16 protein-coding genes, 3 tRNA genes and 4 pseudogenes are annotated in these 22,422 nt (G+C 66.4%); 8 read left to right on the top strand and 15 right to left on the bottom strand.

Annotation, left to right across the window (positions count from 1 at the left end):
* Nucleotides 1–40: 40 nt before the first annotated feature.
* Nucleotides 41–927: pseudogene (locus tag BAY1663_RS10770) on the bottom strand (PA4780 family RIO1-like protein kinase).
* A 157-nt stretch (nucleotides 928–1,084) separates the two neighbouring features.
* On the opposite strand from BAY1663_RS10770, the pseudogene ada reads away from it, so the two are divergent.
* The 3 genes and pseudogenes from ada to BAY1663_RS10755 all read left to right on the top strand — a co-directional run bounded on the left by ada (nucleotide 1,085) and on the right by BAY1663_RS10755 (nucleotide 3,248).
* Nucleotides 1,085–2,123, top strand: a pseudogene (ada, locus tag BAY1663_RS10765) (bifunctional DNA-binding transcriptional regulator/O6-methylguanine-DNA methyltransferase Ada).
* Between the two features lie 51 nt (nucleotides 2,124–2,174).
* Nucleotides 2,175–2,417, top strand: a complete 243-nt coding sequence (locus BAY1663_RS10760; RefSeq protein WP_037040451.1) for a hypothetical protein — start codon at nucleotides 2,175–2,177, stop codon at nucleotides 2,415–2,417.
* Nucleotides 2,418–2,468: 51 nt separating this feature from the next.
* Nucleotides 2,469–3,248: a TatD family hydrolase gene (locus tag BAY1663_RS10755; protein ID WP_051497125.1), complete on the top strand. Its 780-nt coding sequence runs from the start codon at nucleotides 2,469–2,471 to the stop codon at nucleotides 3,246–3,248.
* Between the two features lie 39 nt (nucleotides 3,249–3,287).
* Here BAY1663_RS10755 and BAY1663_RS25950 read toward each other — a convergent pair whose 3' ends face one another.
* The 5 genes and pseudogenes from BAY1663_RS25950 to nfi all read right to left on the bottom strand — a co-directional run bounded on the left by BAY1663_RS25950 (nucleotide 3,288) and on the right by nfi (nucleotide 8,064).
* On the bottom strand, nucleotides 3,288–3,992 hold the full coding sequence (locus BAY1663_RS25950; RefSeq protein ID WP_371257610.1) for a methyl-accepting chemotaxis protein: 705 nt from the start codon (nucleotides 3,990–3,992) through the stop codon (nucleotides 3,288–3,290).
* Between the two features lie 150 nt (nucleotides 3,993–4,142).
* Nucleotides 4,143–4,349, bottom strand: a pseudogene (locus BAY1663_RS25945) (HAMP domain-containing protein); the annotation flags it as partial.
* A gap of 1,475 nt (nucleotides 4,350–5,824) precedes the next feature.
* The gene (ampE, locus tag BAY1663_RS10745) at nucleotides 5,825–6,661 is read right to left on the bottom strand and encodes a regulatory signaling modulator protein AmpE (protein ID WP_037040447.1); all 837 of its coding nucleotides are present in this window, start codon (nucleotides 6,659–6,661) and stop codon (nucleotides 5,825–5,827) included.
* 15 nt (nucleotides 6,662–6,676) lie between these two features.
* Entirely contained in the window at nucleotides 6,677–7,228 is a 552-nt protein-coding gene (gene ampD, locus BAY1663_RS10740) for a 1,6-anhydro-N-acetylmuramyl-L-alanine amidase AmpD (RefSeq protein WP_037040446.1), read from the bottom strand.
* 110 nt (nucleotides 7,229–7,338) lie between these two features.
* Nucleotides 7,339–8,064 carry a deoxyribonuclease V gene (nfi, locus tag BAY1663_RS10735; RefSeq protein WP_037040445.1) on the bottom strand — a complete coding sequence of 242 codons (726 nt, stop codon included), beginning with the start codon at nucleotides 8,062–8,064 and terminating at the stop codon, nucleotides 7,339–7,341.
* 147 nt (nucleotides 8,065–8,211) lie between these two features.
* Here nfi and BAY1663_RS10730 point away from each other — a divergent pair, with 147 nt between their 5' ends.
* Nucleotides 8,212–9,204 (top strand): GlxA family transcriptional regulator, encoded by a 993-nt coding sequence (locus tag BAY1663_RS10730; RefSeq protein WP_037040498.1) that lies wholly within the window; start codon nucleotides 8,212–8,214, stop codon nucleotides 9,202–9,204.
* Between the two features lie 201 nt (nucleotides 9,205–9,405).
* Here BAY1663_RS10730 and zapE read toward each other — a convergent pair whose 3' ends face one another.
* The 3 genes and pseudogenes from zapE to BAY1663_RS10715 all read right to left on the bottom strand — a co-directional run bounded on the left by zapE (nucleotide 9,406) and on the right by BAY1663_RS10715 (nucleotide 12,681).
* Nucleotides 9,406–10,500, bottom strand: a complete 1,095-nt coding sequence (gene zapE, locus BAY1663_RS10725; RefSeq protein WP_037040443.1) for a cell division protein ZapE — start codon at nucleotides 10,498–10,500, stop codon at nucleotides 9,406–9,408.
* Nucleotides 10,501–10,657: 157 nt separating this feature from the next.
* The gene (locus BAY1663_RS10720) at nucleotides 10,658–12,016 is read right to left on the bottom strand and encodes a tryptophan--tRNA ligase (RefSeq protein WP_037040441.1); all 1,359 of its coding nucleotides are present in this window, start codon (nucleotides 12,014–12,016) and stop codon (nucleotides 10,658–10,660) included.
* Nucleotides 12,017–12,055: 39 nt separating this feature from the next.
* Nucleotides 12,056–12,681, bottom strand: a pseudogene (locus tag BAY1663_RS10715) (alpha/beta hydrolase).
* Between the two features lie 138 nt (nucleotides 12,682–12,819).
* On the opposite strand from BAY1663_RS10715, the gene BAY1663_RS10710 reads away from it, so the two are divergent.
* A complete protein-coding gene (locus BAY1663_RS10710) occupies nucleotides 12,820–13,251 on the top strand; it encodes a YhcB family protein (RefSeq protein ID WP_037040439.1) in 432 nt (143 codons plus the stop codon).
* A gap of 168 nt (nucleotides 13,252–13,419) precedes the next feature.
* Here BAY1663_RS10710 and nadC read toward each other — a convergent pair whose 3' ends face one another.
* Nucleotides 13,420–14,268: a carboxylating nicotinate-nucleotide diphosphorylase gene (gene nadC / locus BAY1663_RS10705; RefSeq protein WP_037040437.1), complete on the bottom strand. Its 849-nt coding sequence runs from the start codon at nucleotides 14,266–14,268 to the stop codon at nucleotides 13,420–13,422.
* A 425-nt stretch (nucleotides 14,269–14,693) separates the two neighbouring features.
* Here nadC and BAY1663_RS10700 point away from each other — a divergent pair, with 425 nt between their 5' ends.
* The 3 genes from BAY1663_RS10700 to BAY1663_RS10690 all read left to right on the top strand — a co-directional run bounded on the left by BAY1663_RS10700 (nucleotide 14,694) and on the right by BAY1663_RS10690 (nucleotide 18,609).
* Nucleotides 14,694–16,955 carry a DUF1631 domain-containing protein gene (locus tag BAY1663_RS10700; protein WP_037040434.1) on the top strand — a complete coding sequence of 754 codons (2,262 nt, stop codon included), beginning with the start codon at nucleotides 14,694–14,696 and terminating at the stop codon, nucleotides 16,953–16,955.
* Between the two features lie 131 nt (nucleotides 16,956–17,086).
* Nucleotides 17,087–17,260: a DUF3094 family protein gene (locus BAY1663_RS10695; protein WP_037040433.1), complete on the top strand. Its 174-nt coding sequence runs from the start codon at nucleotides 17,087–17,089 to the stop codon at nucleotides 17,258–17,260.
* A gap of 53 nt (nucleotides 17,261–17,313) precedes the next feature.
* Nucleotides 17,314–18,609 (top strand): NAD(P)/FAD-dependent oxidoreductase, encoded by a 1,296-nt coding sequence (locus BAY1663_RS10690; RefSeq protein ID WP_037040431.1) that lies wholly within the window; start codon nucleotides 17,314–17,316, stop codon nucleotides 18,607–18,609.
* 292 nt (nucleotides 18,610–18,901) lie between these two features.
* On the opposite strand, the gene BAY1663_RS10685 is transcribed toward BAY1663_RS10690, so the two are convergent.
* The 5 genes from BAY1663_RS10685 to BAY1663_RS10665 form a co-directional block, all read right to left on the bottom strand.
* Nucleotides 18,902–18,977 (bottom strand) — tRNA-Lys (locus BAY1663_RS10685).
* A 5-nt stretch (nucleotides 18,978–18,982) separates the two neighbouring features.
* A tRNA-Pro gene (locus BAY1663_RS10680) sits at nucleotides 18,983–19,059 on the bottom strand.
* 9 nt (nucleotides 19,060–19,068) lie between these two features.
* Nucleotides 19,069–19,144 (bottom strand) — tRNA-Asn (locus BAY1663_RS10675).
* Nucleotides 19,145–19,342: 198 nt separating this feature from the next.
* Complete coding sequence (gene clpB, locus BAY1663_RS10670) at nucleotides 19,343–21,907, bottom strand: ATP-dependent chaperone ClpB (RefSeq protein ID WP_037040430.1); 2,565 nt, start codon at nucleotides 21,905–21,907, stop codon at nucleotides 19,343–19,345.
* A 165-nt stretch (nucleotides 21,908–22,072) separates the two neighbouring features.
* On the bottom strand, nucleotides 22,073–22,422 hold a 350-nt coding region (locus BAY1663_RS10665; RefSeq protein ID WP_037040428.1), incomplete at its 5' end, for a polyphenol oxidase family protein.

Genomic DNA, 22,422 nt, shown 5'->3' with positions numbered 1-22,422 from the left:
CGCAACCACGCGCGCGCGGAGCGAACCCGCGGCGGCGGCTTCACCCGCGCAGCCACGGCGGCGGCGGCTCGTCCTCGGCGCCTCGTCGGCGTTGCGCAGCGCCTCGCGCCGCGCCTGCTCGGCCAGGGTCGCCTTGATTTCGCGCATCACCGCGGCGATGTCGGCGGCGTCCTCCGGCTCGGCGAACGCGCCGGTGAGCGCCGTCTCCGGCGTCAGCTTGCCCTGCTCGTAGAGCGCCCACATCTCCTTGGCGTAACGGGTGTACTTGAGCTCCGGCGCGAAGCGGCCGAAATAGGCGGCCATGTTGCCGACGTCGCGTTCGAGCATCCCGAACGCGTGGTTGTTGCCGGCGGCATCCACCGCCTGCGGCAGGTCGATGATCACCGGGCCGTGCTCGTCGAGCAGCACGTTGAACTCCGACAGGTCGCCATGCACCAGCCCCGCGCAGAGCATCTTCACCACCTCGTGGATCATGAAGGCATGGAATTCGCGGGCATCGTCCGGATGCAGCTCGACGTCGTTGAGCCGCGGCGCCGCATCGCCATCCTCGCCGGCGATCATCTCCATCAGCAGCACGCCGTCGAGGAAATCGTAGGGTTTGGGCACCCGCACGCCGGCGTCGGCCAGGCGGAACAGCGCGGCGACCTCGGCGTTCTGCCAGCTCTCTTCCTTCTCCTTGCGCCCGTGCCGGGAACCCTTGGCCATGGCGCGGGCATCGCGGCTGTTGCGCACCTTGCGCCCCTCCTGATACTTCACGGCCTGGCGGAAACTGCGTTTGTTGGCTTCCTTGTAGACCTTGGCGCAGCGCAGCTCGTCGCCACAGCGCACCACGTATACCGCCGCTTCCTTGCCGCTCATCAGCGGCCGCAGCACCTCGTCGATCAGGCCATCCTCGATCAGCGGTTCGAGTCGTTTAGGCGTTTTCATCAGCGGCTTGCAGGTCCTTCTCGTCAATGCGGTGCTGCAGGTTACGGTAATCGCCAGCGGGCTTCCATGTTCCCCATCGAGTTTGAAAGCACGCTTTGGATTGGCGCACAACCGGCCCAGGGACGACAATCGCACCATCGGATCATGGAGCACCGTCATGCTCGACCAAGACCGCTGCTGGCAAGCCCTGTGCGAACGCGACGCCGCCTTCGACGGCCGCTTCGTGTTCGCCGTGCGCTCGACCGGCATCTTCTGCCGCCCCAGCTGCCCGGCCCGCCGGCCGCTGCGCGAACGGGTGAATTTCTATGACAACGCCGCAGCGGCCGAAGCCGCCGGCTTTCGCCCATGCCGGCGCTGCTCGCCGCAGGGCAGAGCCGAGCCAGCAGCTCGATGCGCTGGTGATCGCCGCCTGCCGCCTGCTCGACGAAGCCGAAGGACCACTGCCCTTGCGGCAGTTGGCGGCGCGCATCGGCCTGTCGCCGGCCTACCTGTCGCGCGCCTTCAAGGCGCGTACCGGGCTGACGCCGCGCGCCTGGGCCGCAGCCCGGCGCCGCGAACGGCTGGAAGCGCAGCTGCCGGATGCCACGTCGGTGCTGGGTGCCGCCCTCGCCGCCGGCTATTCCGGAACCCGCGCGCCCTATACCGAAGCCACGGCGCTGACCCCAGCCCAACGCCGGCGCAAAGGCGCCGGGGAAAGCCTGCGCTACGCGCTGGCGCCCTGCCCGCTCGGCCTGCTGTTGGTCGCCGCCAGCGACAAGGGCGTCTGCGCGCTGCTGTTCGGCGACGACGAGGCGACGCTGGAGGACGAGCTGCGCACGCGCTTCGGCGCCGCCCAGCTACAGCGCGACCAGGCCGGGCTGGGCGACTGGCTGCAGGCGATCGTCGAGCAGCTGGAGGAGCCCCGGCACGCCGCACAGCTGCCGCTGGACCTGCGCGGCAGCGCCTTCCAGCAGCGCGTCTGGCAGGCACTGCAGCAGATTCCGGTCGGCGAGACCCGCCGCTACGGCGAACTCGCCGAAGCGCTCGGCAGCCATGCCCGCGCGGTGGCGCGGGCCTGTGCCAGCAATCCGGTCGGGCTGCTGGTGCCCTGCCACCGGGTGGTCGGCAGCCAGCAGGCGCTGACCGGCTATCGCTGGGGGCTGGCGCGCAAGGCGGCGCTGCTCGAGCACGAGGCACGGCACAAGACGGGAGATTGAGCGAATTCTGGCGGTCGGATGGTTTAGCCCCCCGCGAAACCGAGAACCGCCATGACCGAATTGAAGCGCTACCGCATCCACTACCGCATCAACGGCCAGCCCGCCTCGCTGGTCATCAGCTCCTTCGAGCAGCCGGGTCTCGAGCAGGCCGAGCTGGAGATCCTCCTGCAGCACGTGCACGAGCCGCGCGCGGCGATCGATGCGCCGTGGGAAAGTCCGATCCGCCCGAGCGAGGAGAGCCGCATGGCCGAACTGGGTGTCAGCGACATCCAGATCGAGGAGGAAACCCGTTGATCCCGCGGTAGCATTGTCCTTATCCAGCCGCAGGCCGAACGGAATTTCATCGTGCAGTTGATCGACACCCACACCCATCTCGACTTCGAGCATTTCGATGCCGACCGCGAGCAGGTCCTGGCGCGCTGCGCGGCCAGCGGCGTCGAGCGTATCGTCGTGCTCGGCGTGCACGAAGGAAACTGGCAGCGGGTCTGGCAGCTGGCCTGCGAGCAGCCGGCGGTGCATGCCGCGCTGGGCCTGCATCCGGTGTTCCTCGAACGGCACCGCGACGAACACCTGCAGGCGCTGCACAGCTGGCTGCAGCGCCTGCATGGCGAGCGCAAGCTCTGCGCCATTGGCGAGATCGGCCTGGACTACTACATCGACGATCCCGACAGCGAGCGCCAGCAGCGTCTGCTCGAAGCGCAGCTGGACATGGCCGCGGAATTCGCCCTGCCGGTGCTGCTGCACGTGCGCCGCGCCCATGCGCCGATGATCGCCACGCTCAAGCGGCACCGGCTCGAACGGGCCGGCATCGTCCATGCCTTCAGCGGCAGCTGGGAGGAAGCGCGCGAGTACCTGCGCCTGGGTTTCAGGCTCGGCCTCGGCGGCGCCGGCACCTGGCCGCAGGCGCGGCGCATGCAGCGCGTGCTCCGCCAGTTGCCGCTGGACGGCATCGTGCTGGAAACCGACGCCCCGGATATTCCGCCGGCCGGCCACGGCGGCGAGCGCAACAGCCCGGAGCTGCTGCCGGAAATCTGCCGGAGCCTGGCCAGCATCAAGGGCATCGACGCCGAGGAACTGGCCGCCGCCAGCTACCGCAACAGCTGCGAGCTGTTCGGCTGGCCTTGAGCCCGCCCCTCTCCTGACGCGGCCTTTGTCGCCGAGCGCTCAGACGCGGAACGCCGCGATCAACGTCTGCAACCGCCCCACCAGCTGGGTCAGCTCGCGGCTGGCTTGTTCGGTGTGCCCGGCGCCTTCGGCGGTGCGCTGGCCGGCCTCGTTGATGGCGACGATATTGCGGTCGATATCGTGCGCCACCGCGGTCTGCTGCTCGGCGGCGGCGGCGATCTGCTGGTTCTGGTCGACGATCAGGCCCACCGCCCCGAGGATATTCTCCAGCGCCTGCTCCACCTGCGCCGACTGGCCAACGGTGTCTTCGGCCAGTGTGTGGCTGGCGTGCATGGTCTTCACCGCCGCGCCGACGCCCCCCTGCAGCCGCGCGATCATCTGCTCGATCTCCGCAGTCGACTGCTGCGTGCGCTGGGCCAGCCCGCGCACCTCGTCGGCGACCACGGCGAAACCACGGCCCTGCTCGCCGGCCCTCGCCGCCTCGATGGCGGCGTTGAGTGCGAGCAGGTTGGTCTGTTCGGCGATGCCCTTGATCACGTCGAGCACCTGGCTGATCGCCTTGCTGTCGCCAGCCAGCTGATTGATCACGCCAACCGACTGCTCGATCTCCTCGGCCAGCCGCTGGATACCACCGACCTGCGCCACCACCAGGCTGCGACCGCTGACGGTTTCCTCGTTGACGCTCTGCGCGCTGCCCACGGCGGCCTCGGCACTGGTGGCGACGGCCTGGGCGGTGGCCGACATCTGGTTCATCGCCGTGGCCACCTGCTCGATCTGGCTGCGCTGCTCGGAGACCGTCTGGTTGCTCTCGCCGGAAACGCTTTCGACCCGGCCGGCCTGGCGCTCGACCTCGGCGACGGTCTGCCCGACCCGCTCGATCAACTCGCGGATCTGCGCCACGGTGGTGTTGAAGACCTGGCCCAGTTCGCCCAGCTCGTCGCGGCTCTGCACCGCGTAGCGCACGGTCATGTCGCCGGCGGCGACCTGGTCCATGACCACGCCCAGGCGCTTCAGCGAGGCCCGCGTGGAGACATAGAAACCGGCGTAGAGGTAGGCCACCAGCCCCAGCACCACCGCCAGCGCCGACAGCAGCAAGGTCATCAGCAGGCGCTTCTGCTCCAGCCGTTCGCCGAGTTGCACCTCGAGGAAATCGAGAATGGCGTCGTTCAGCTGGTAGGTCTTCGCCATCTCGGCGCTGATCTGGTCGTAGAACGCGTCCCAGGGGCGCTCGAAGGCATCGGCCATGATCACCTCGTCCTGGAAGATGTCCGCGCTGGCCTGCAGCGATTCGCGGCTGGCGCCGGCATGCACGTCCAGCCGGCTGCGCACGGCCGCGCTGCCGCCGATGGCGTCCTGCAGCTGCACCGCGTATTGCGCCTGCTGTTTCTCCAGCTCCAGCACGAGGTTGTCCAGCGTGTTGCTGGCATCGGAATTGAGGTAGCCCTGGCCAAAGGTGTACGCGCCCACCGCACGCCCCTGGCCCAGCAGCATGCTGATGGCCGGCGTCACCGAGGTCAGCAGCTCGGAGAGCTGGCGCACCTCGCGGTCGGCGTCCTGGCTCAGGCCCGACTGCCCGGCGACCAGCTTGATCAGTACCTGCGACTGGCCCAGCAGCACCTGCGCCATCGCCGCCTTCGACTGCAGCGACTGCTCGGCCTGGGCGGCGCCCAGCGCGGCGACGAGTTCGTCGCGGCGACCGTTGAACTCGGCCACCTGCTCCGCGGCCTCGCTGACCGGTTCGAGCGCCTGCAGCTGCGCCGAGAGTTCGCCCTCCACCTTGCCCAACCGGGCGATCAGCGTCTCGACGTTGCCGGCCTGGCCGATGATCGACTCGATCTGCACCAGGTCCTTCCAATCCTCCATGCTGCGCCGCACTTGCAGCGCCGCACCGAGCAGCTCGAGGCTGCGCAGCTCCGTGCGGGTGCCGACGAACTCCCGGTACGAATCGCGCACCAGGTAGAAGTTGCTCAGCAGCATGGGAACGAAGAAGAGGACGCTGACCAGGCTGAACTTCATGCCGAAACTCAGCCGGTTCATGAACGCGACAGCGGGATATAGCAGGCTATTCACACGACGTCTCCCAAATATTATTGGTATCGCTTACGGCCGGCGCGGGCCGTAGCAGGGTTCGTCAGAGAGGTGGCATCGAGCCGAGTTATACGGGATATCGGTTCGCTGTTTTGTAACTTAAGGTAATGGCCAGGTGACATCAGCCCGACGAGCGGTCGGCCGCGGATGGCAAGACGTCTGGCATGCGGGTTATGCGGATGCACCCCGAAACGATCATGGAACGATCATATGAGTCGGTATTCAGATGGCAGGCCTGCATCACCACCAGGGCACGCTCGCAGGGCCGAGATGCACGAGTCTTTCCTAGGGAGCGGCCGAAATCGACTTGCCTGACTCAGATCTCTTGCCGTTTCGCGCCGAGTACTCCGGCTCGTACCTGCAGCGCTCTGTCTCCTTATGTAGGAGCAGGCCATGCCTGCGAACAGGGCCGACAACATCGGTACGGCTGCTTTTTCGCGGGCATGGCCCGCTCCCACGACGGTCGGGAACCGGAACGGCAACAGGCCCTAGGCCAGGATCGTCCAGATCGCGATGACCGCATACCAGAGCACGCGGGTGCGCACCAGCAGCGCAGTCAGGCCATCGAGCCGGTCGATGCCGGCCTCACCGTCGCTCGCTGCCGGCAGGTCGGCGGCCAGCGGTCCGGCATCGGCGAGCAGGCGCGGGGCCGGGACGTCCCAGCTCAGCAGCTCGTGCAGCAGCGCGCGATTGACCGCGACGAAGTTGCCGACCAGGGCGAAGCTGGCCAGCAACAGGCGTACCGGCAGCCAGTCGAAGGCATGTCGCAGCTGCTCGGCGCGCTCGCGCAACCCGGCCTGCTGCGCGTGCGCCATGCACAGCGCCAGCAGCCGATAGGCCAGCGCCGCCATCGGCCCGAGCAGCAGGTACCAGAAGATCACCGCGAAGAAGCCTTCGTAACTGCGCCACAGCAGGTGCGCCTGGACCGCCTGCAGCAGGCCCGACGGACTCTCCGCGCGCAAGCCGGCATCGCGCTCGGCGGCCAGCGCCGCGGCCTCCTCGTCGCCGCGCCGCCAGGCATCGCGGAAGGCGCCGAGTTCGGTCTTGGCGTGGCCGCGGCCGAGGCTGTAGAGCAGCACCAGCAGGTGCAGCGGCAGGCTCAGCCAGCCGTAGGCCAGCGGCTCCAGCGCCAGCAGCAACAGGCCGAGCAGCAGCACCGGCAGCAGGACCAGCACCAGCAGCGCCAGCCAGGGCGTGGCGCTCAGGCGTGGGCTGGCTTCGACCTGGCGTAGCCGCGCGAGCCAGAAGCCATCGTGCTGCAGACGCGGCCGCCAGTCGGAGAACTTCTCCACCAGCAGCACCAGCAGGACCACCAGAAAACTCATCTTCGCTTCCTTCCGTCAGCAGGTAATGGCAGCCGCGCGCAGGCGCGACCAGTCGAATGCAGGGCCGGGATCGGTCTTGCGCCCCGGTGCGATATCGCTGTGGCCGCAGACCCGCCCGGGGGTGATGGCCGGATAGGCCCGCAGCAGCAGCCGGCAGAGGGCGACCAGCGAACGGTACTGCGGCTCGGTGAAAGGCTCGCAGTCGGTGCCCTCCAGCTCGATGCCGAGGGAGAAATCGTTGCAGCCCTCGCGCCCCTCGAAACAGGACACGCCGGCGTGCCAGGCGCGGTCCAGGCAGGAGACGAACTGGGTGATCGCGCCATCGCGCTCGATGAGGAAATGCGCCGACACCTGCAGCCCGGCGATCTCCTCGAAGAACGGATGCTCGCCGCACGGCAGGCAGTTCTGGAAGAACTGCTGGACCTTGCCGGTGCCGAACTGGCCAGGCGGCAGGCTGATGTTGTGGATGACCAGCAGCGAAATCTCGCCATCCGGGCGCTGATTGAAGTTCGGTGACGGACAGTGGCGGATGCCGTGGCACCAGCCCGTCGCGGAGTCCAAGTGCATCGTGCGGGCCCTTGCTGACTGCAGCCTCGCAGGCTATCGCCTGCCGCCCGCCGGCTGCAAGCGTGCGAATGTATCGAGACACTGGCGCTCGGTGCGGCGGACGGCACCCCTCACTCGATAGATAGCCGCAGGCGGGCAGCTTTCTCGTCGCGGCGCGAGGCCAGGCGGTCGGCCAGCCGGGTCGGCTCGGGCAAGCGATAACGGGTCACGTACTGCATCACCAACTGCGGCGCCGTGGCCAGGCTGACGCGATTGCCCGGCGAGACGATCAGCGGTCGCACCTTGTCCTTGCTGCGCAACACGCTGCCGATCACCTCGCCGCTGCGCTTGTCGCGCAGGTCCACCCGTGCGCCACGGGCCAGGCCCAGCTCGTCGTGCTCGCCGGTGAGAATCTTCTTCGCCACGCCGATGGTCGGCAGCCCGGTCACCACGCCGAGATGCGCGGCGATTCCCAGCCGCCGCGGATGGGCGATGCCGTGGCCGTCGGAGAAGATCAGGTCGGGCACTTCCGGCAGCGCCTCGAGGGCCTGCAATACCGCCGGCAGTTCGCGGAACGACAGCAGCCCCGGGATGTAGGGCATGCTGGTGGGAATCCGCGCCAGGCTCTGGGCGACCACCTCCAGCGTCCTCGCATCCAGCAGCACCACGGCGGCGCGGGTGATGGCGCCGCCTTCCTCGAAGCCGACATCCACCCCGGCGATCAGGCGCAGGGGCGGAAAGTCATCCTCCAGCCGCACCTGCTCCGCCAGGGTCTTCTGCATCTGCCGCGCCGCGGCAGGCGTGCCGTCCCAGTCGCCGAACGGCGCGGCGGGATAGGGATGTTGCGCATCGCTCATGGTTTTCTCCTGCATGTCAGCCGTTCGACGTGTCGGCACAGGGGGCGGTTCAGTCACGCCGCGCTGGACAGCCGCGCAAAAAAATAGGACGCTCCAGCCACCTTGCGGCAGTTTTACCGCATCCACAATAATCAGAATCGCATGCCCATGGCCAATTCCGAATCACTCAAGCACATCGGCATCCTCGCCAGCGAAGGTGTCTTCGCCTCGACGCTCATGCAGGCCAAGGACTTCTTCCACATGGCCAGCCTGCGCCACGGCAAGCAGCTCGGCCTGGACCTGACGCCCGCCTTCGAGACCCGCCTGGTCAGCCCGGACGGCAAGCCGGTGACCACCTTCAGCGGTACCGTCATCGACGTGGACGGCGCCTTGAGCGACGCCGACCTGATCATTCTGCCGGCCTTCTGGGGCGATTTCGATGCGCTACGCAAGCGTTACCCGCAGGTCACGCCCTGGCTGCGCGAGCGGCACGCCGCCGGCAGCGCGATCTGCGGCGAGGCCACCGGGGCGTTCTGGATGGCCCAGGCAGGCCTGCTGGATGACCGCGAGGCGACCACCCACTGGCGCTTCTGCAGCGAGTTCGCGCAGCGTTTCCCACGGGTGCAGCTCAGCACCGACAAGCACCTCACCGACAGCGACAACCTCTACTGCGCCGGCGGCACCACCTCGGCCTGCGACCTCTACATGTACCTGGTGGAGCGCTTCTGCGGCGCCAACGTGGCGCAGGGCATGGCCCGCGACGTGCTGTTCGAGCTGCAGCGCAGCTACAGCCCGGGACGGCTCGGCTTCGGCGGGCAGAAGCTGCATCTGGATACGCGCATCCTGCAGATCCAGGAATGGCTGGAAGCCCACTTCGCCGATAAATTCCGCTTCGAGGATGTGGCGCGCCAGCACGGCATGAGCATCCGCAACTTCATGCGCCGTTTCCAGGCCGCCACCGGCGACAAGCCGCTGCACTACCTGCAGCGCCTGCGCATCGAGACGGCCAAGAGCCTGCTGGCCACCACCGGCAAGAGCATCAAGACGATCAGCTACGAAGTCGGCTACGACGACGCCAGCTTCTTCGCCCGCCTGTTCCGCCAGCACACCGAGCTGTCACCGAACCAGTATCGGCAGCAGTACCGGCATAAGAGCAGTTGAAAGCGAGAAGCTGGAAAGCGTTCGGCGCAGCGTAAAAGGCTGCAAGCTTGCACGGCTTCCCGTAGGAGCCAGCTTGCCGATCGCCCGCAAGCGGGCTCCTACAGAGGGCCCTTTCGGAAGTCGAACGATTACTGAGACCGTAGAACAACCTGCCAAGCGTCTACTGCCTTTGCTTCCAGCTTCAGGCTTCCAGCTGCTTCCCTACGGCTTATGCGGCCGCGCCAGGTATTCGTGGGACTGCATCTCCAGCAGGCGGCTGAGGGTGCGCTGGAATTCGAATTCCAGGCGGCCGCCGGCGTAGAGGTCCTTGAGTTCCACTTCCGCGGAGAGGATCAGCTTGACGTTGCGGTCGTAGAATTCGTCGACCATGTTGATGAAGCGGCGGGCCATGTCGTCCTTGGCCACGTTCATCTGCTCGATGTTGGAAACCAGCACGGCCTCGAAGATCTTGCCCAGTTCGATGTAGTCGTTCTGGCTGCGCGGCCCGTCGCAGAGGGCGCGGAATTCGAACCAGGCGACATCGTTGGCGACCTTGCGCGCCATGATCTCGCGGTTCTCGATCATCAGCGCCTCGTTCTCCAGCACCGTGCAGTTTTCCGTCAGCAGGCTGCGGAAGCTCTTCTCCAGGCTCTGCTCGGCCTCGGCGTCCAGCGGGAAGTGATAGAGCTCGGCCTGTTCCAGTGCGCGCAGGCGATAGTCGATACCGCTGTCGACGTTGACGATCTCGGTGTGCTTCTTCAGCAGTTCGATCGCCGGCAGGAAGCGCGCACGCTGCAGGCCATCCTTGTACAGCCCGTCCGGTACGATGTTGGAGGTCGCGACCAGGCTCACGCCGTTCTTGAACAGCTCGTCGAGCAGGGTGGCGAGGATCATCGCGTCGGTGATGTCGGAGACGAAGAACTCGTCGAAGCAGATCACCCGCGCCTCGTCGGCGAAGCGCTTGCCGATGATGGTCAGCGGGTTCTTCTCGCCCTTGAGGGTTTTCATTTCCTCGTGCACGCGCTTCATGAAGCGGTGGAAGTGCGTGCGCATCTTCTGCTTGAACGGCAGCGCGTCGAAGAAGGTGTCGACCAGGTAGGTCTTGCCGCGGCCCACGCCGCCCCAGAAGTAGATGCCCTTGATCGGCTCCGGCTGCTTCTTGCCGAACAGCTTGCCGAGCAGGCCGCTCTTGTTGCGATCGTCGGCCACCAGGTCGTCGTACAGGCGTTGCAGGTGGCGCACCGCGTTTTCCTGGGCGGCGTCGTGGAAGAAGTCAGGACGTTTCAGGTCGGCCTGATAGCGCGCAAGAGGAGTCATGGCGGAGTCTGGGTAGTGAAACGGGGCCGACACTTTAGCCGCGCCCTCGGTGGTTGGCAATTTACTCAGGTCGTTCAAACGTCGGTCCTCCCGGGACTGCCGTGCAAGGGCGCAATGCGCCGAGGCCGCGCCATGCGCAGCCTGGCGGGCGCCGTCGTTACTCGACGAGTGTGGCCAGCGCCTCGCGCACGCGCAGCATGGCGGCGTCGAGGGCGTCGGCGTTCTCGTAATGCGGGCTGTCGGCGATGCATTCGTCGTCCAGCCACAGGGTGAACTGATCGCCCTCGTCCTCGCGAAGTTCCAGGGCATCCGGGCCGCCGGCGATCAGCCGCTGGGTCAGCACGCCGATGGCCTTCGGATTGCTCAGCGGCCGCGACAGCAGCAGCTCCTCGCCATCGGGGGCGAAGAAGCGGAAACGGAAGGCGCCGTCGGCCTCGCGGAAACTGGCGAAGCGCGCCGCCTTGCTGGCCTTCTTCTTCGCCGGCGCGGCACTTTTCACCTCGCTACGGAAATTGCGCAGGCCCACCGCCTCGCGCAGTTCGCCGAGGAACGGCGTGGCGATCCGCCGGGCCTTGGCGGCGCCGGCCTGGAGGATATCCTCCAGCTCGGCGGGCTTGGCGATCAGCGCATGGTACAGCTCGCGCGCCTCGCCCAGCTCGTTGTCGAGCAGTTGGAACAGGCGCTGCTTGGCGTCGCCCCAGGCCAGCCCGTCGAGCAGTTCCTGGCGGAAGCCGGCCTGCTGCGCCGCGGTGGCGAAGGCCTGGTAGAGGGTGAACAGGTGCGAGCTGTCCGGATCCTTGGGCTCGCCCGGCAGCCGGGAGTCGGTGACGATGCGGGCGATGGCGCCCTTCAGCTCCTTGGCGCTGCCGAACAGCGGGATGGTGTTGTCGTAGCTCTTGGACATCTTGCGCCCGTCCAGCCCCGGCAGGGTGGCCACGCCATCCTCGATCACCGCCTCGGGCAGGGTGAAGAACTCCTTGCCGTTGCCGAACAGGTGGTTGAAGCGCTGCGCGATGTCCCGCGCCATCTCCACGTGCTGGATCTGGTCGCGCCCCACCGGCACCTTGTGCGCGTTGAACATCAGGATGTCCGCCGCCATCAGCACCGGGTAGCTGTACAGGCCCATGGTGACGCCGGCGTCCGGGTCCTCGCCGTTCTCGACGTTCTTGTCCACCGACGCCTTGTAGGCATGGGCGCGGTTGAGCAGGCCCTTGGCGGTGACGCAGGTCAGCAGCCAGGTCAGCTCGGGGATCTCGGGAATGTCGGACTGGCGGTAGAAGGTCACGCGCTCGGCATCCAGCCCGCAGGCCAGCCAGGTCGCGGCGATCTCCAGGCGCGAGCGCTGGATGCGCAACGGGTCGTCGCACTTGATCAGCGCATGGTAGTCGGCGAGGAAGTAGAAGGAGTCCGCCGCCGCGTCGCGGCTGGCCAGGACCGCCGGCCGGATCGCCCCGGCGTAGTTGCCCAGGTGCGGCGTGCCGGTGGTGGTGATGCCGGTGAGGATTCGGGTGTTCATGTGCAATACATCTCGCTCATTGCCGCCGGAGCCGGGGCACTACAGCCGCGGAGCGACCAGTTCCTTCAGCTCGACCAGCTTGCCGTGAAAAAGTGGCCGCATTCTGCCACTTTCAGCAGCTCATGGGGGCGCTGCAGGCCGGCGGAGAAGGCATAAACCGACTCGGCATCGATCACTTCGTCCTGCTCCGGCTGGATGATGGTCAGCTCGCAGCGCTCGGCCAACGGCCGGTCGAGCAGGCGCGATACCGCCGGCGCCACCATCAGCAGGCGCTGCAGCGCCACGCCCTCGGCTTCCAGGCGGGCAGCCAGGCGACCGGCGACGAAACCGCCGAAGGAGAAACCCAGCAGGGTCAACGGCAGCCCGGGCTGCTGCGCCATCAGCCAGCGCAGCGACGCCTCGGCGTCGTCCACTTCGCCCTCGACCATGTCGTGCGTACCGGCGCTGGCGCCGACGCCGCGGTAGTTGAAGCGCAACGTGCTGTAGCCGGCATCGCGTGCCGTGCGCTGCAGGGTCGAGACGACCTTGTTCAGCATGGTGCCGCCCTTGACCGGGTTCGGGTGGCAGATCAGGGCCAGCCCCTTGGCCTGGGGCTGTTCGAAGTACAGACCTTCCAGCACACCGCAGGGGCCGTCGAGAGAGAGGGGGGTTTCGCGTTTCAACAAAGCAGGAACTCCGTGACCTTGGGACGAGTCGACTCGTCTTGCTAACTAGCTGCCGGTGACCGCTGCCTCGCGCCGCGGTATACAGAGCAGGTACGAGACGTTAACGTAAGCACAGCCGTTTATATAGAGGAAGGACTCGTGGAACAGACCCTCGCGACCTGGTTGCTCCCGATCGTCGGCCTGATCGCCGGCATCGCCATCGGTTATCTGGTGGCTCGCAGCAGCACGCCGAACCGCACACAGCGTCAGGTCGACGACCTGCAGGAGCGCTTCGACACCTATCAGAGTGAGGTGGTCACCCACTTCAACACCACTGCCAGCCTGCTGCGCAAGCTCACCAGCAATTACCAGGACATCCAGGATCACCTGTCCGACGGGGCCAACCGCCTGGCACTCGACGAACAGACCCGCCAACGCCTGCTGGCCTCGTTGCACAGCGAGGAGAGCAATGGCTCCCGCGAGCGCCTGTCCTCGCTGGCCTTCACCGAGCCGCCGAAGGACTATGCACCGAAAAGCGACGATACCCCCGGCACCCTGCACGAGAACTTCGGCCTGAAGAGCCGTCACTGATCGTCCTGCCTGGCGCAACGCCTCAGCCGTTTCGATACAGTGGATTGAAGTTCAAAAGCATCGCCCCGAGGTCGGGCCTCCCACAAAAGCAGCCTGCACACCTCCGCCCCTTGTGAGGGGCGCGCCCTCGCGGCGATGCAGGCCGAGGGCGCGCCAAAGACCTGAAGCCTACTGGCGCAGCCGCATCGACAGGTCCACCGCGTGCACATGCTTGGTCAGCGCGCCAATGGAGATGTAGTCCACGCCCGTTTCCGCGACGCGGCGCAGCGTCTCGTCACTGATCCCGCCCGACGCCTCCAGCTTGGCCCGGCCGGCGGTGATGCCGACCGCCGCACGCATGTCGTCCAGGCTCAGCTCGTCGAGCATGACGATGTCGGCGCCCGCCTGCAGGGCCTGCTCGAGTTCGTCGAGGCTTTCCACCTCCACCTCCACCGGCTTGCCCGGGGCGATGCGATGCGCGGCGGCGATGGCGGCGGCGATGCCGCCACAGGCCGCGATATGGTTTTCCTTGATCAGGAAGGCGTCGTACAGACCGATGCGATGGTTGTGGCAGCCGCCGCAGGTCACCGCGTACTTCTGCGCCAGGCGCAGCCCGGGAATGGTCTTGCGCGTGTCGAGCAGCCGAACCCCCGTCCCCTCCACCATGTCCGCATAATGACGGCAGCGCGTGGCGACGCCGGAGAGCATCTGCAGGAAGTTCAACGCACTGCGCTCGCCGGTGAGCAGCGCGCGCGCCGGGCCTTCGAGCTGGAACAGCACCCGGTCCGCCTCGACCCGCTCGCCGTCGGCGACCTGCCAGTGCACGGCCACCCGCGGATCGATCTGGCGAAACACCGCATCGACCCAGGCCACACCGCTGATCACCGCCGTCTCGCGAGTGATGACCGCAGCATGCGCCAGGCGCTCGGCAGGGATCAGCTGGGCGGTGATATCGCCGCTGCCGATGTCTTCGGCCAGGGCCCGGCGGACATTGGCGTCGATTTCGGCAGTCAGATCGGCAAGGGTAAGATTCGGCATGGTCGGCTCCTCAAGGTTGCCGGGATTATAAGGGCTGCGCCGGCCGGGCGCAGCGGCGGGCCAGCCATGCTCACGAAGCACCCACCGGCGATTTCTGACCGCTCGGCGGAAAAGCCGCGAGTATCTGTGAGCTGAGTCATGTCCAATGAAAAACCGGGGTTGGCATGCGATCATGATGCTTATAATGGCTTCAAGAAAATTGACGCCACACAAATGACGATGTCCCGGCGGCGAGCACCGTTGTAAAACCGAAGCGCTCGACTATGCTGCGTTGGAATCCGGTTTCGACAAGAGTTCTCCGCGCTGGATCGCGGGCTCGCCTGATTGCCTTTCGCCTTGCTCTGCCACCGTGCTTACCTTTATAAGACGCTGATCAAACAAAGCGTTGTGACCGCCCCCAAGCCGGCGACCGCAGGAGAGTCTCGATGCGAACCGATGCGAAAGTGGTGCACCTGAACAAGGCCGCCCCTGAGCGCAAGCCCTCTTCACCGGCAGGAAGACTGCCCGTGGCGCTCATCAGCGTGCGCGACAAGGCCGCCCAGCACCTGCGCCAGGCCCTGCAGTCGCTTTTCGACAATGCCGATGACTCGCTTTTCGAGATCGCCGACCGCGCCACCAGCAACGCCGAGCAGAACGCCTTCTTCGAAGCCATGCGCGACCTGCGCATGAAGCGTCGCAACATCGAACGCGGGTTCCTGCAGCAGCTGTTCGAATCCTTCGCCACGCTCAATCAGTACGAGATCGGCAAGCCGCCGGCGCTCGAAAACGTATCGTTCGACAACCTGTCCCTGGTACAGAACGACGAACTGGAAGAGTCCGTCGCCATCGACACCATGGTCGCCAAGGTCATGAGCCGTGCCGCGCAACCGCTGGGGCACCTGACCACCCGCATGAATGCGCTGATCAGCAAGAAGCTCGACGACAAGAACAACCCGCTCGGGCCCCATGCGCTCTGCGACTATTTCATCGAGGCCTGCAGCAGCCTTGGCGTGGGCATCAAGGTCAAGCTGATCATCTTCAAGCTCTTCGAAAAATACGTGCTGGGCGACCTCGACCAGCTGTATGCCGAGGCCAACCAGACCCTGGTCGCCGCCGGCATCCTGCCGGAACTGCAGTCCGCACCGCCACGCCGCCAGCAGCGCCCCGGCATGCCAGCCGGCAGCCATGTACCGGCCGCATCGCTTGGCCAGGCCAGCCATGCCGACGAGGGCTTGCAGGAGGCCGCCTTCAGCGCCCTGCACAACCTGCTTTCGGAGCTGCGCGGCAGCAGCGCCCTGCCCGCCCGCAGCATTCCCAGCGACGCCATTCCGATCTCCAGCAACGACCTGCTGCGTCTGCTTTCACACATGCAGACCCGCACCCCGCAGGCCGTCGACGACTTCGACCTGCAGGAACAGCTCGGCAATCTGCTGAGCCGCGTCAGCGCCAAGAGCGGCAAGTCACGCGTGGTCGGCGAGATCGACGACGACGTCATCAACCTGGTCTCCATGCTGTTCGAATTCATCCTCGACGACCGCACCCTGCCGGACTCGCTCAAGGCCCTGATCGGACGCCTGCAGATCCCGCTGCTCAAGGTCGCGGTGCTCGACAAGACCTTTTTCAGTCGCGGCAGCCATCCGGCTCGCCGCCTGCTCAATGAAATCGCCGCTGCCGCCATGGGCTGGGGCGACCAGGACGAGGCCCAGCGCGACAGCCTCTACCAGAAGATCGAACAGATCGTGGCACGCCTGCTCAACGATTTCGTCGACGACCCCACCCTCTTTTCCGAGCTGCTGGCCGACTTCCTTGCCTTCGTTGGCGACGAACGGCGCCGCAGCGAATTGCTCGAGCAGCGCACCCGCGATGCCGAGGAAGGCCGCGCCAAGGCCGAGATTGCCCGCCAGGAAGTGGAGCAGGCCCTGAACCAGCGCCTGCTCGGCAAGACCCTGCCGGAAGTCGTGGTACGCCTGCTGCAGGAGGCCTGGAGCAAGGTCCTGCTGCTGACCTGCCTGAAACACGGCACCCAGTCCGCGGAATGGCAGGCCGCCCTGGACACCATGGATGATCTGGTGTGGAGCGTGACGCCCCACAACGACGACGCATCCCGTGAGCGTCTGCTCGAACTGGTGCCGAGCCTGCTCAAGGCCCTGCGCGAAGGCCTGGTCAGCGCCGCCTTCGACCCCTTCTCCACCGGCGATTTCTTCACCCAGCTCGAGGCGCTTCACGTCCAGACCCTGCAGCGCTATCAGCAGCCCGAGAGCCTGCCAGAGGAAAGCCAACCAGCGACCGGCGAGCCGGAGGTTCATTCCGAAGCCCCTGCCGCGACCGAGACGGCGCCGGCCATGGTCGAAGTCGTCGAGCAGATCGTCCTGCTGGCGCCCGGCGAAAGCCGCGAACCGGAGCCGGAAATCAGCCTGCCGGACAATGATGCGGCCCTGGTTCAGGTCGACAACCTGCGTGTCGGCAGCTGGGTCGAGTTCCAGGAGGACGAGGAACACAAACTGCGTTGCAAGCTGGCCGCGGTGATCAAACCCACCGGCAAATACATCTTCGTCAACCGTACCGGCATGAAGGTCCTGGAAAAGACCCGCATGGGGCTGGCGAGCGAATTCCAGCGCGGCGCCATCCGCCTGCTCAACGACACGCTGCTGTTCGATCGCGCCCTGGAATCGGTAATCGGCAACCTGCGCAAGCTGAAGAACAGCTGACCGCCGACGAGCGGGCCGAGAGGCCCGCCATCCCTGAATTCCCGCCACCTTCCCTGCCGCAACGGCCCATAGTTCGTGCTTGGCTTTTGATCCCGCACAGTTAGAATGCCTGCATCCCCTTCGAGGTGCTTATGCCCAGCCGCCTGAATCCCGAAGACCAGCAGCGCGTCGACGAATACCTGCGCGCACCCCAGCACCAAGTCGAGCGCCAGCCATTCCGCCCCTGGCTCCTGCTCCTGCTCGTGCTGGCCGTGGTGATCGGTCTCGGGCTGCTGAGCCGCCTCCTGAGCCGCCTGGTGTCATGAGCCCGCTCCCCCAGTCGCGCCGCCGATTTCCTTGCAGCCTATGAGTCATTTCCATGTCACATCGAATCGTAATCGTCGGCGGCGGCGCCGGCGGGCTGGAGCTTGCCACCCGCCTGGGTAGGTCCCTGGGCAGGCGCGGCAAGGCCCGCGTCACCCTGGTGGACGCCAACCTCACGCACATCTGGAAACCGCTGTTGCACGAGGTCGCCGCCGGCTCGCTGAACTCCTCCGCCGACGAGCTCAACTACGTGGCCCAGGCCAAATGGAACCATTTCGAGTTCCAGATGGGCCGCATGGCGGGGCTGGATCGCGCCAGCCAATGCATCCAGCTGGAAGCCACCCGGGACGAGTTCGGCATCGAACTAGTTCCCGCCCGCTCGCTGCACTACGACACCCTGGTCATCGCGGTCGGCAGCACCACCAACGATTTCGGCACGACGGGCGCTGCCGAGCACTGCATCTACCTCGACACCCGCGAGCAGGCGGAGCGCTTCCACCGGCAATTGCTGAGCCACTACATGCGCGCCCACGCGGGCGAAAGCGGCTCCAGCGACATCAGCATGGCGATCGTCGGAGCCGGCGCCACCGGCGTCGAGCTCGCGGCCGAACTGCTGCATGCCGCCAAGGAGCTGGCCGCCTATGGCCTGGACGGCATCAAGCCGGAGAACGTGCGGATTACCCTGATCGAGGCCGGACCGAAGGTGCTGCCGGCGCTGCCCGAGCGTATCAGCCAACCCGTCCACCAGACGCTGCTCGACCTGGGGGTGAAGGTGCTCACCGGGGCCGCGGTCAGCGATGTCAGCGCCGAAGGGCTGCATACCAAGCAGGGCGAATTCATTCCAGCCAGCCTCAAGGTCTGGGCGGCGGGAATCAAGGCACCGGCCTTCCTACGCGAACTCGACGGCCTGGAAACCAACCGGATCAACCAGCTGGTGGTGCATCCCACCCTGCAGTGCACTCGCGACGACAATATCTTCGCCTTCGGCGACTGTGCGGCCTGCCCGCAGCCGGACAGCGACCGCAACGTGCCGCCCCGCGCGCAGGCAGCCCACCAGCAGGCTTCGCTGCTTGCCCGCTCGATCCGGCTACGCCTGGAGGGCAAGCCGCTGCCGGGTTACCGCTACAAGGACTACGGCTCGCTGATTTCACTGTCGAGCTTCTCGGCGGTGGGCAACTTGATGGGCAACCTCACCGGCAACGTCATGCTCGAAGGCTGGCTGGCGCGGATGTTCTATATCTCGCTGTACCGCATGCACCAGATCGCGCTCTACGGGATACCGCGGACACTGCTGATGATGCTGGGCGACAAGCTCAGTCGCAGTACCGAGCCTCGGTTGAAGTTACACTGAGGGGCCCTGTACACAGGTCGGAGCCCATAGCCTGAGGCGCACAGGCCGGGCCGGGGCACGTAGCGTAGGTTGGGTCGGGGCGCGCAGCCTGAGGAGCGCAGCGACGAAGCCCAACACGTTCGTCGCCCCTGTTGGGCTTCGCTACGCTCAGCGCCAACCTACCCGTGAACGTCCGGGCCAGAATCCGAACCCAACACGTCCAGCAAGCCCTGCAACACAAAACGAGGACATAAAAAAGCTGGATGCCCTTTCGGATCATCCAGCTTTTTCGGCTTCCCGCGGAAGCTTCGTATGGTGGGTCGTGTAGGATTCGAACCTACGACCAATTGGTTAAAAGCCAACTGCTCTACCAACTGAGCTAACGACCCGCAAATGGTCGGGGTAGGGGGATTCGAACTCCCGACATCCTGCTCCCAAAGCAGGCGCGCTACCGGACTGCGCTATACCCCGATTGGAATTTGGCTCCGCGACCTGGACTCGAACCAGGGACCCAATGATTAACAGTCATTTGCTCTACCGACTGAGCTATCGCGGAACGACTCGCTATTCCAGCTCTTCAGCGGTTACGTTCCCGCTTCAGAGGCGCGCCATTTTACGGTTCCCGGCACCGCTGTCAAGCCTGGAAATGCGATTCCTGACAATACTTTGCGCCTCTTCGAGGCAAACGCCCGAGATGCCCCGGTGACTGGAACGCGCCCCGGGCGTCGGCACCCCGGGGCGGCGTCGGCCAGTATCAGTCGAAGACGATCTGCTCGCCTTCGACCCGCGCCTTGACCGTGCTGCCCGGCGCGAACTGGCCGGAGAGGATCTGCTGCGCCAGCGGGTTCTCGATCCAGCGCTGGATCGCGCGCTTGAGCGGCCGCGCGCCGTAGACCGGGTCGTAGCCGACGGCGATCAGCTTGTCCATCGCCTCCTGGGTCAGTTCCAGGCCCAGCTCGCGTTCGGCCAGACGCTTGCGCAGGCGACCCAGCTGGATCTCGGCGATGCCGGCGATCTGCTCGTGGCCCAGCGGATCGAACACCACCACCTCGTCGATGCGGTTGATGAACTCCGGCCGGAAGTGGTGAGACACCGCATCCATCACCGCCGCCCGCTGGGCCTCCGGATCGCCGACCAGCTCCTGGATCTGCGCCGAGCCGAGGTTCGAGGTCATCACCACCACGGTATTGCGGAAGTCCACGGTGCGCCCGTGGCTGTCGGTCAGGCGACCGTCCTCGAGCACCTGCAGGAGGATGTTGAACACGTCCGGATGGGCCTTCTCCACCTCATCGAGCAGGACCACCGAATACGGCTTGCGGCGCACCGCCTCGGTCAGGTAGCCACCCTCCTCGTAGCCGACGTAGCCCGGCGGGGCGCCGATCAGGCGAGCCACCGAATGCTTCTCCATGAACTCGGACATGTCGATGCGAATCATCGCCTCCTCGGTGTCGAAGAGGAATTCGGCCAGCGCCTTGCACAGCTCGGTCTTGCCCACCCCGGTCGGGCCGAGGAAGAGGAACGAGCCGCTCGGCCGGTTCGGGTCGGCCAGCCCGGCGCGCGAACGGCGCACGGCATTGGCCACGGCGACCACCGCCTCGTGCTGGCCGATCACCCGCTGGTGCAGCATGTCTTCCATGCGCAGCAGCTTCTCGCGCTCGCCTTCGAGCATCTTCGACACCGGAATGCCGGTCCACTTGGAGACCACCTCGGCGATTTCCTCGTCGGTCACCTTGTTGCGCAACAGCTGGTTCTCCGCCTTGCCGTGCTGGTCGACCATCTGCAGGCTGCGCTCCAGATCGGGGATGATGCCGTACTGCAGCTCGGCCATGCGCGCCAGGTCGCCCTTGCGCCGCGCGGCTTCGAGGTCGGCCTTGGCCTGCTCGATCTTCTGCTGGATCTGCGCCGAGCCCTGCACCTCGGCCTTCTCCGACTTCCAGATTTCCTCGAGGTCGGCGTATTCCTTCTCCAGCTTGGCAATGTCGCCCTCGAGCTTGGCCAGGCGTTTCTTGGTCGCCTCGTCGTCTTCCTTCTTCAGCGCCTCGCGCTCGATCTTCAGCTGGATCAGGCGGCGATCGAGGCGGTCCAGCTCCTCAGGCTTGGAGTCGATTTCCATGCGGATGCGGCTGGCGGCCTCGTCGATCAGGTCGATGGCCTTGTCCGGCAGCTGGCGGTCGGTGATGTAGCGGTGCGACAGCTTGGCCGCGGCGATGATCGCACCGTCGGTGATGGTCACCCCGTGGTGCACCTCGTAGCGCTCCTTGAGGCCGCGCAGGATGGCGATGGTGTCCTCCTCGCTCGGCTCGTCGACCAGCACCTTCTGGAAGCGCCGCTCCAGCGCGGCGTCCTTCTCGATGTACTGGCGGTACTCGTCCAGCGTGGTGGCGCCGACGCAATGCAGCTCGCCGCGCGCCAGCGCCGGCTTGAGCATGTTGCCGGCGTCCATGGCGCCCTCGGCCTTGCCGGCGCCGACCATGGTATGCAGCTCGTCGATGAACAGGATGATCCGCCCTTCCTGCTTGCTCAGCTCGTTGAGCACCGCCTTCAAGCGTTCCTCGAACTCGCCGCGGAACTTGGCGCCGGCGATCAGCGCGCCCATGTCCAGCGCCAGCAGGCGCTTGTCCTTGAGGCCGTCGGGCACCTCGCCGTTGACGATGCGCTGGGCCAGGCCCTCGACGATGGCGGTCTTGCCGACGCCCGGCTCGCCGATCAGCACCGGGTTGTTCTTGGTGCGCCGCTGCAGCACCTGGATGGTGCGGCGAATCTCGTCGTCGCGGCCGATCACCGGGTCGAGCTTGCCGTCCTCGGCGCGCTTGGTCATGTCCACGGTGTACTTGTCCAGCGCCTGACGCGACTCCTCGGCGTTGGGATCGTTGACCGCCTCGCCGCCGCGCAAGTTGGCGATGGCGTTCTCCAGCGCCTTCTTGCTCACGCCCTGGGCCAGCAACAGCTTGCCCAGGCGGGTGTTGCCGTCGAGCGCGGCGAGCAGCACCAGCTCGCTGGAGATGTACTGGTCGCCCTTCTGCTGGGCCAGGCGATCGGCCTGGTTGAGCAGGCGCGCCAGGTCCTGGGACAGGTTCATGTCGCCGGTGGGGTTCTGCAGCTTGGGCAGTTGGTCGAGTTCCTTGGTCAGCGCCTGGCGCAGGGCGTTGATGTCGAAGCCAACCTGCATCAGCAGCGGCTTGATCGAGCCGCCCTGCTGCTCGAGCAGCGCCTGCATCAGGTGCAGCGGCTCGATGGAGGGGTGATCCAGGCCGACGGCGATGGACTGGGCGTCGGAGAGTGCAAGCTGCAGCTTGCTGGTCAAACGATCGATACGCATGGACGTTCATCCTCAAGGTAAAGGCAGGCCGGCGCGTGAATCGCCATTACAGAAACCTGCGAGATGCAGCATAGATGAGGATGATTGTTGGAGATTCAAGGCAGATGACATTGATGCAGGTCATGCCCGGACCCGACAGTCACGCCTGGCGATGGTGCGCCGGGGCTAGCGCTCCAGCCAGACCAGGCTGGCGAAGCGGCCAGTATGCGGGGTGCGGCGGTAGGAATAGAAACGCGGATCGGCGAAGGTGCACAGGCCGCCGCCGTACACCGCGTTCACGCCACGGGCAGCCAGGCGGATACGCGCCAGCTGGTAGAGATCGGCCATGAAGCGCCCGGCATTGTGGCTCGGCGCAAATGCCTCGGTGGCGGCCGCGTGCTGCGCCAGGAAGGCCTCGCGCACTTCGGGCCCGACCTCGAATGCCGCCGGGCCGATAGCCGGGCCGAGCCAGACCAGCAACTCCTCGGCCGGCACCGCCAGCGCCTGCAGCGTCGCTTCGAGCACGCCGCCGGCCA

Source organism: Pseudomonas sp. BAY1663 (assembly GCF_000582595.1).
Taxonomy (GTDB): Bacteria; Pseudomonadota; Gammaproteobacteria; order Pseudomonadales; family Pseudomonadaceae; genus Stutzerimonas; species Stutzerimonas stutzeri_AF.
This window is presented reverse-complemented; position numbering and strand designations above follow the sequence as displayed.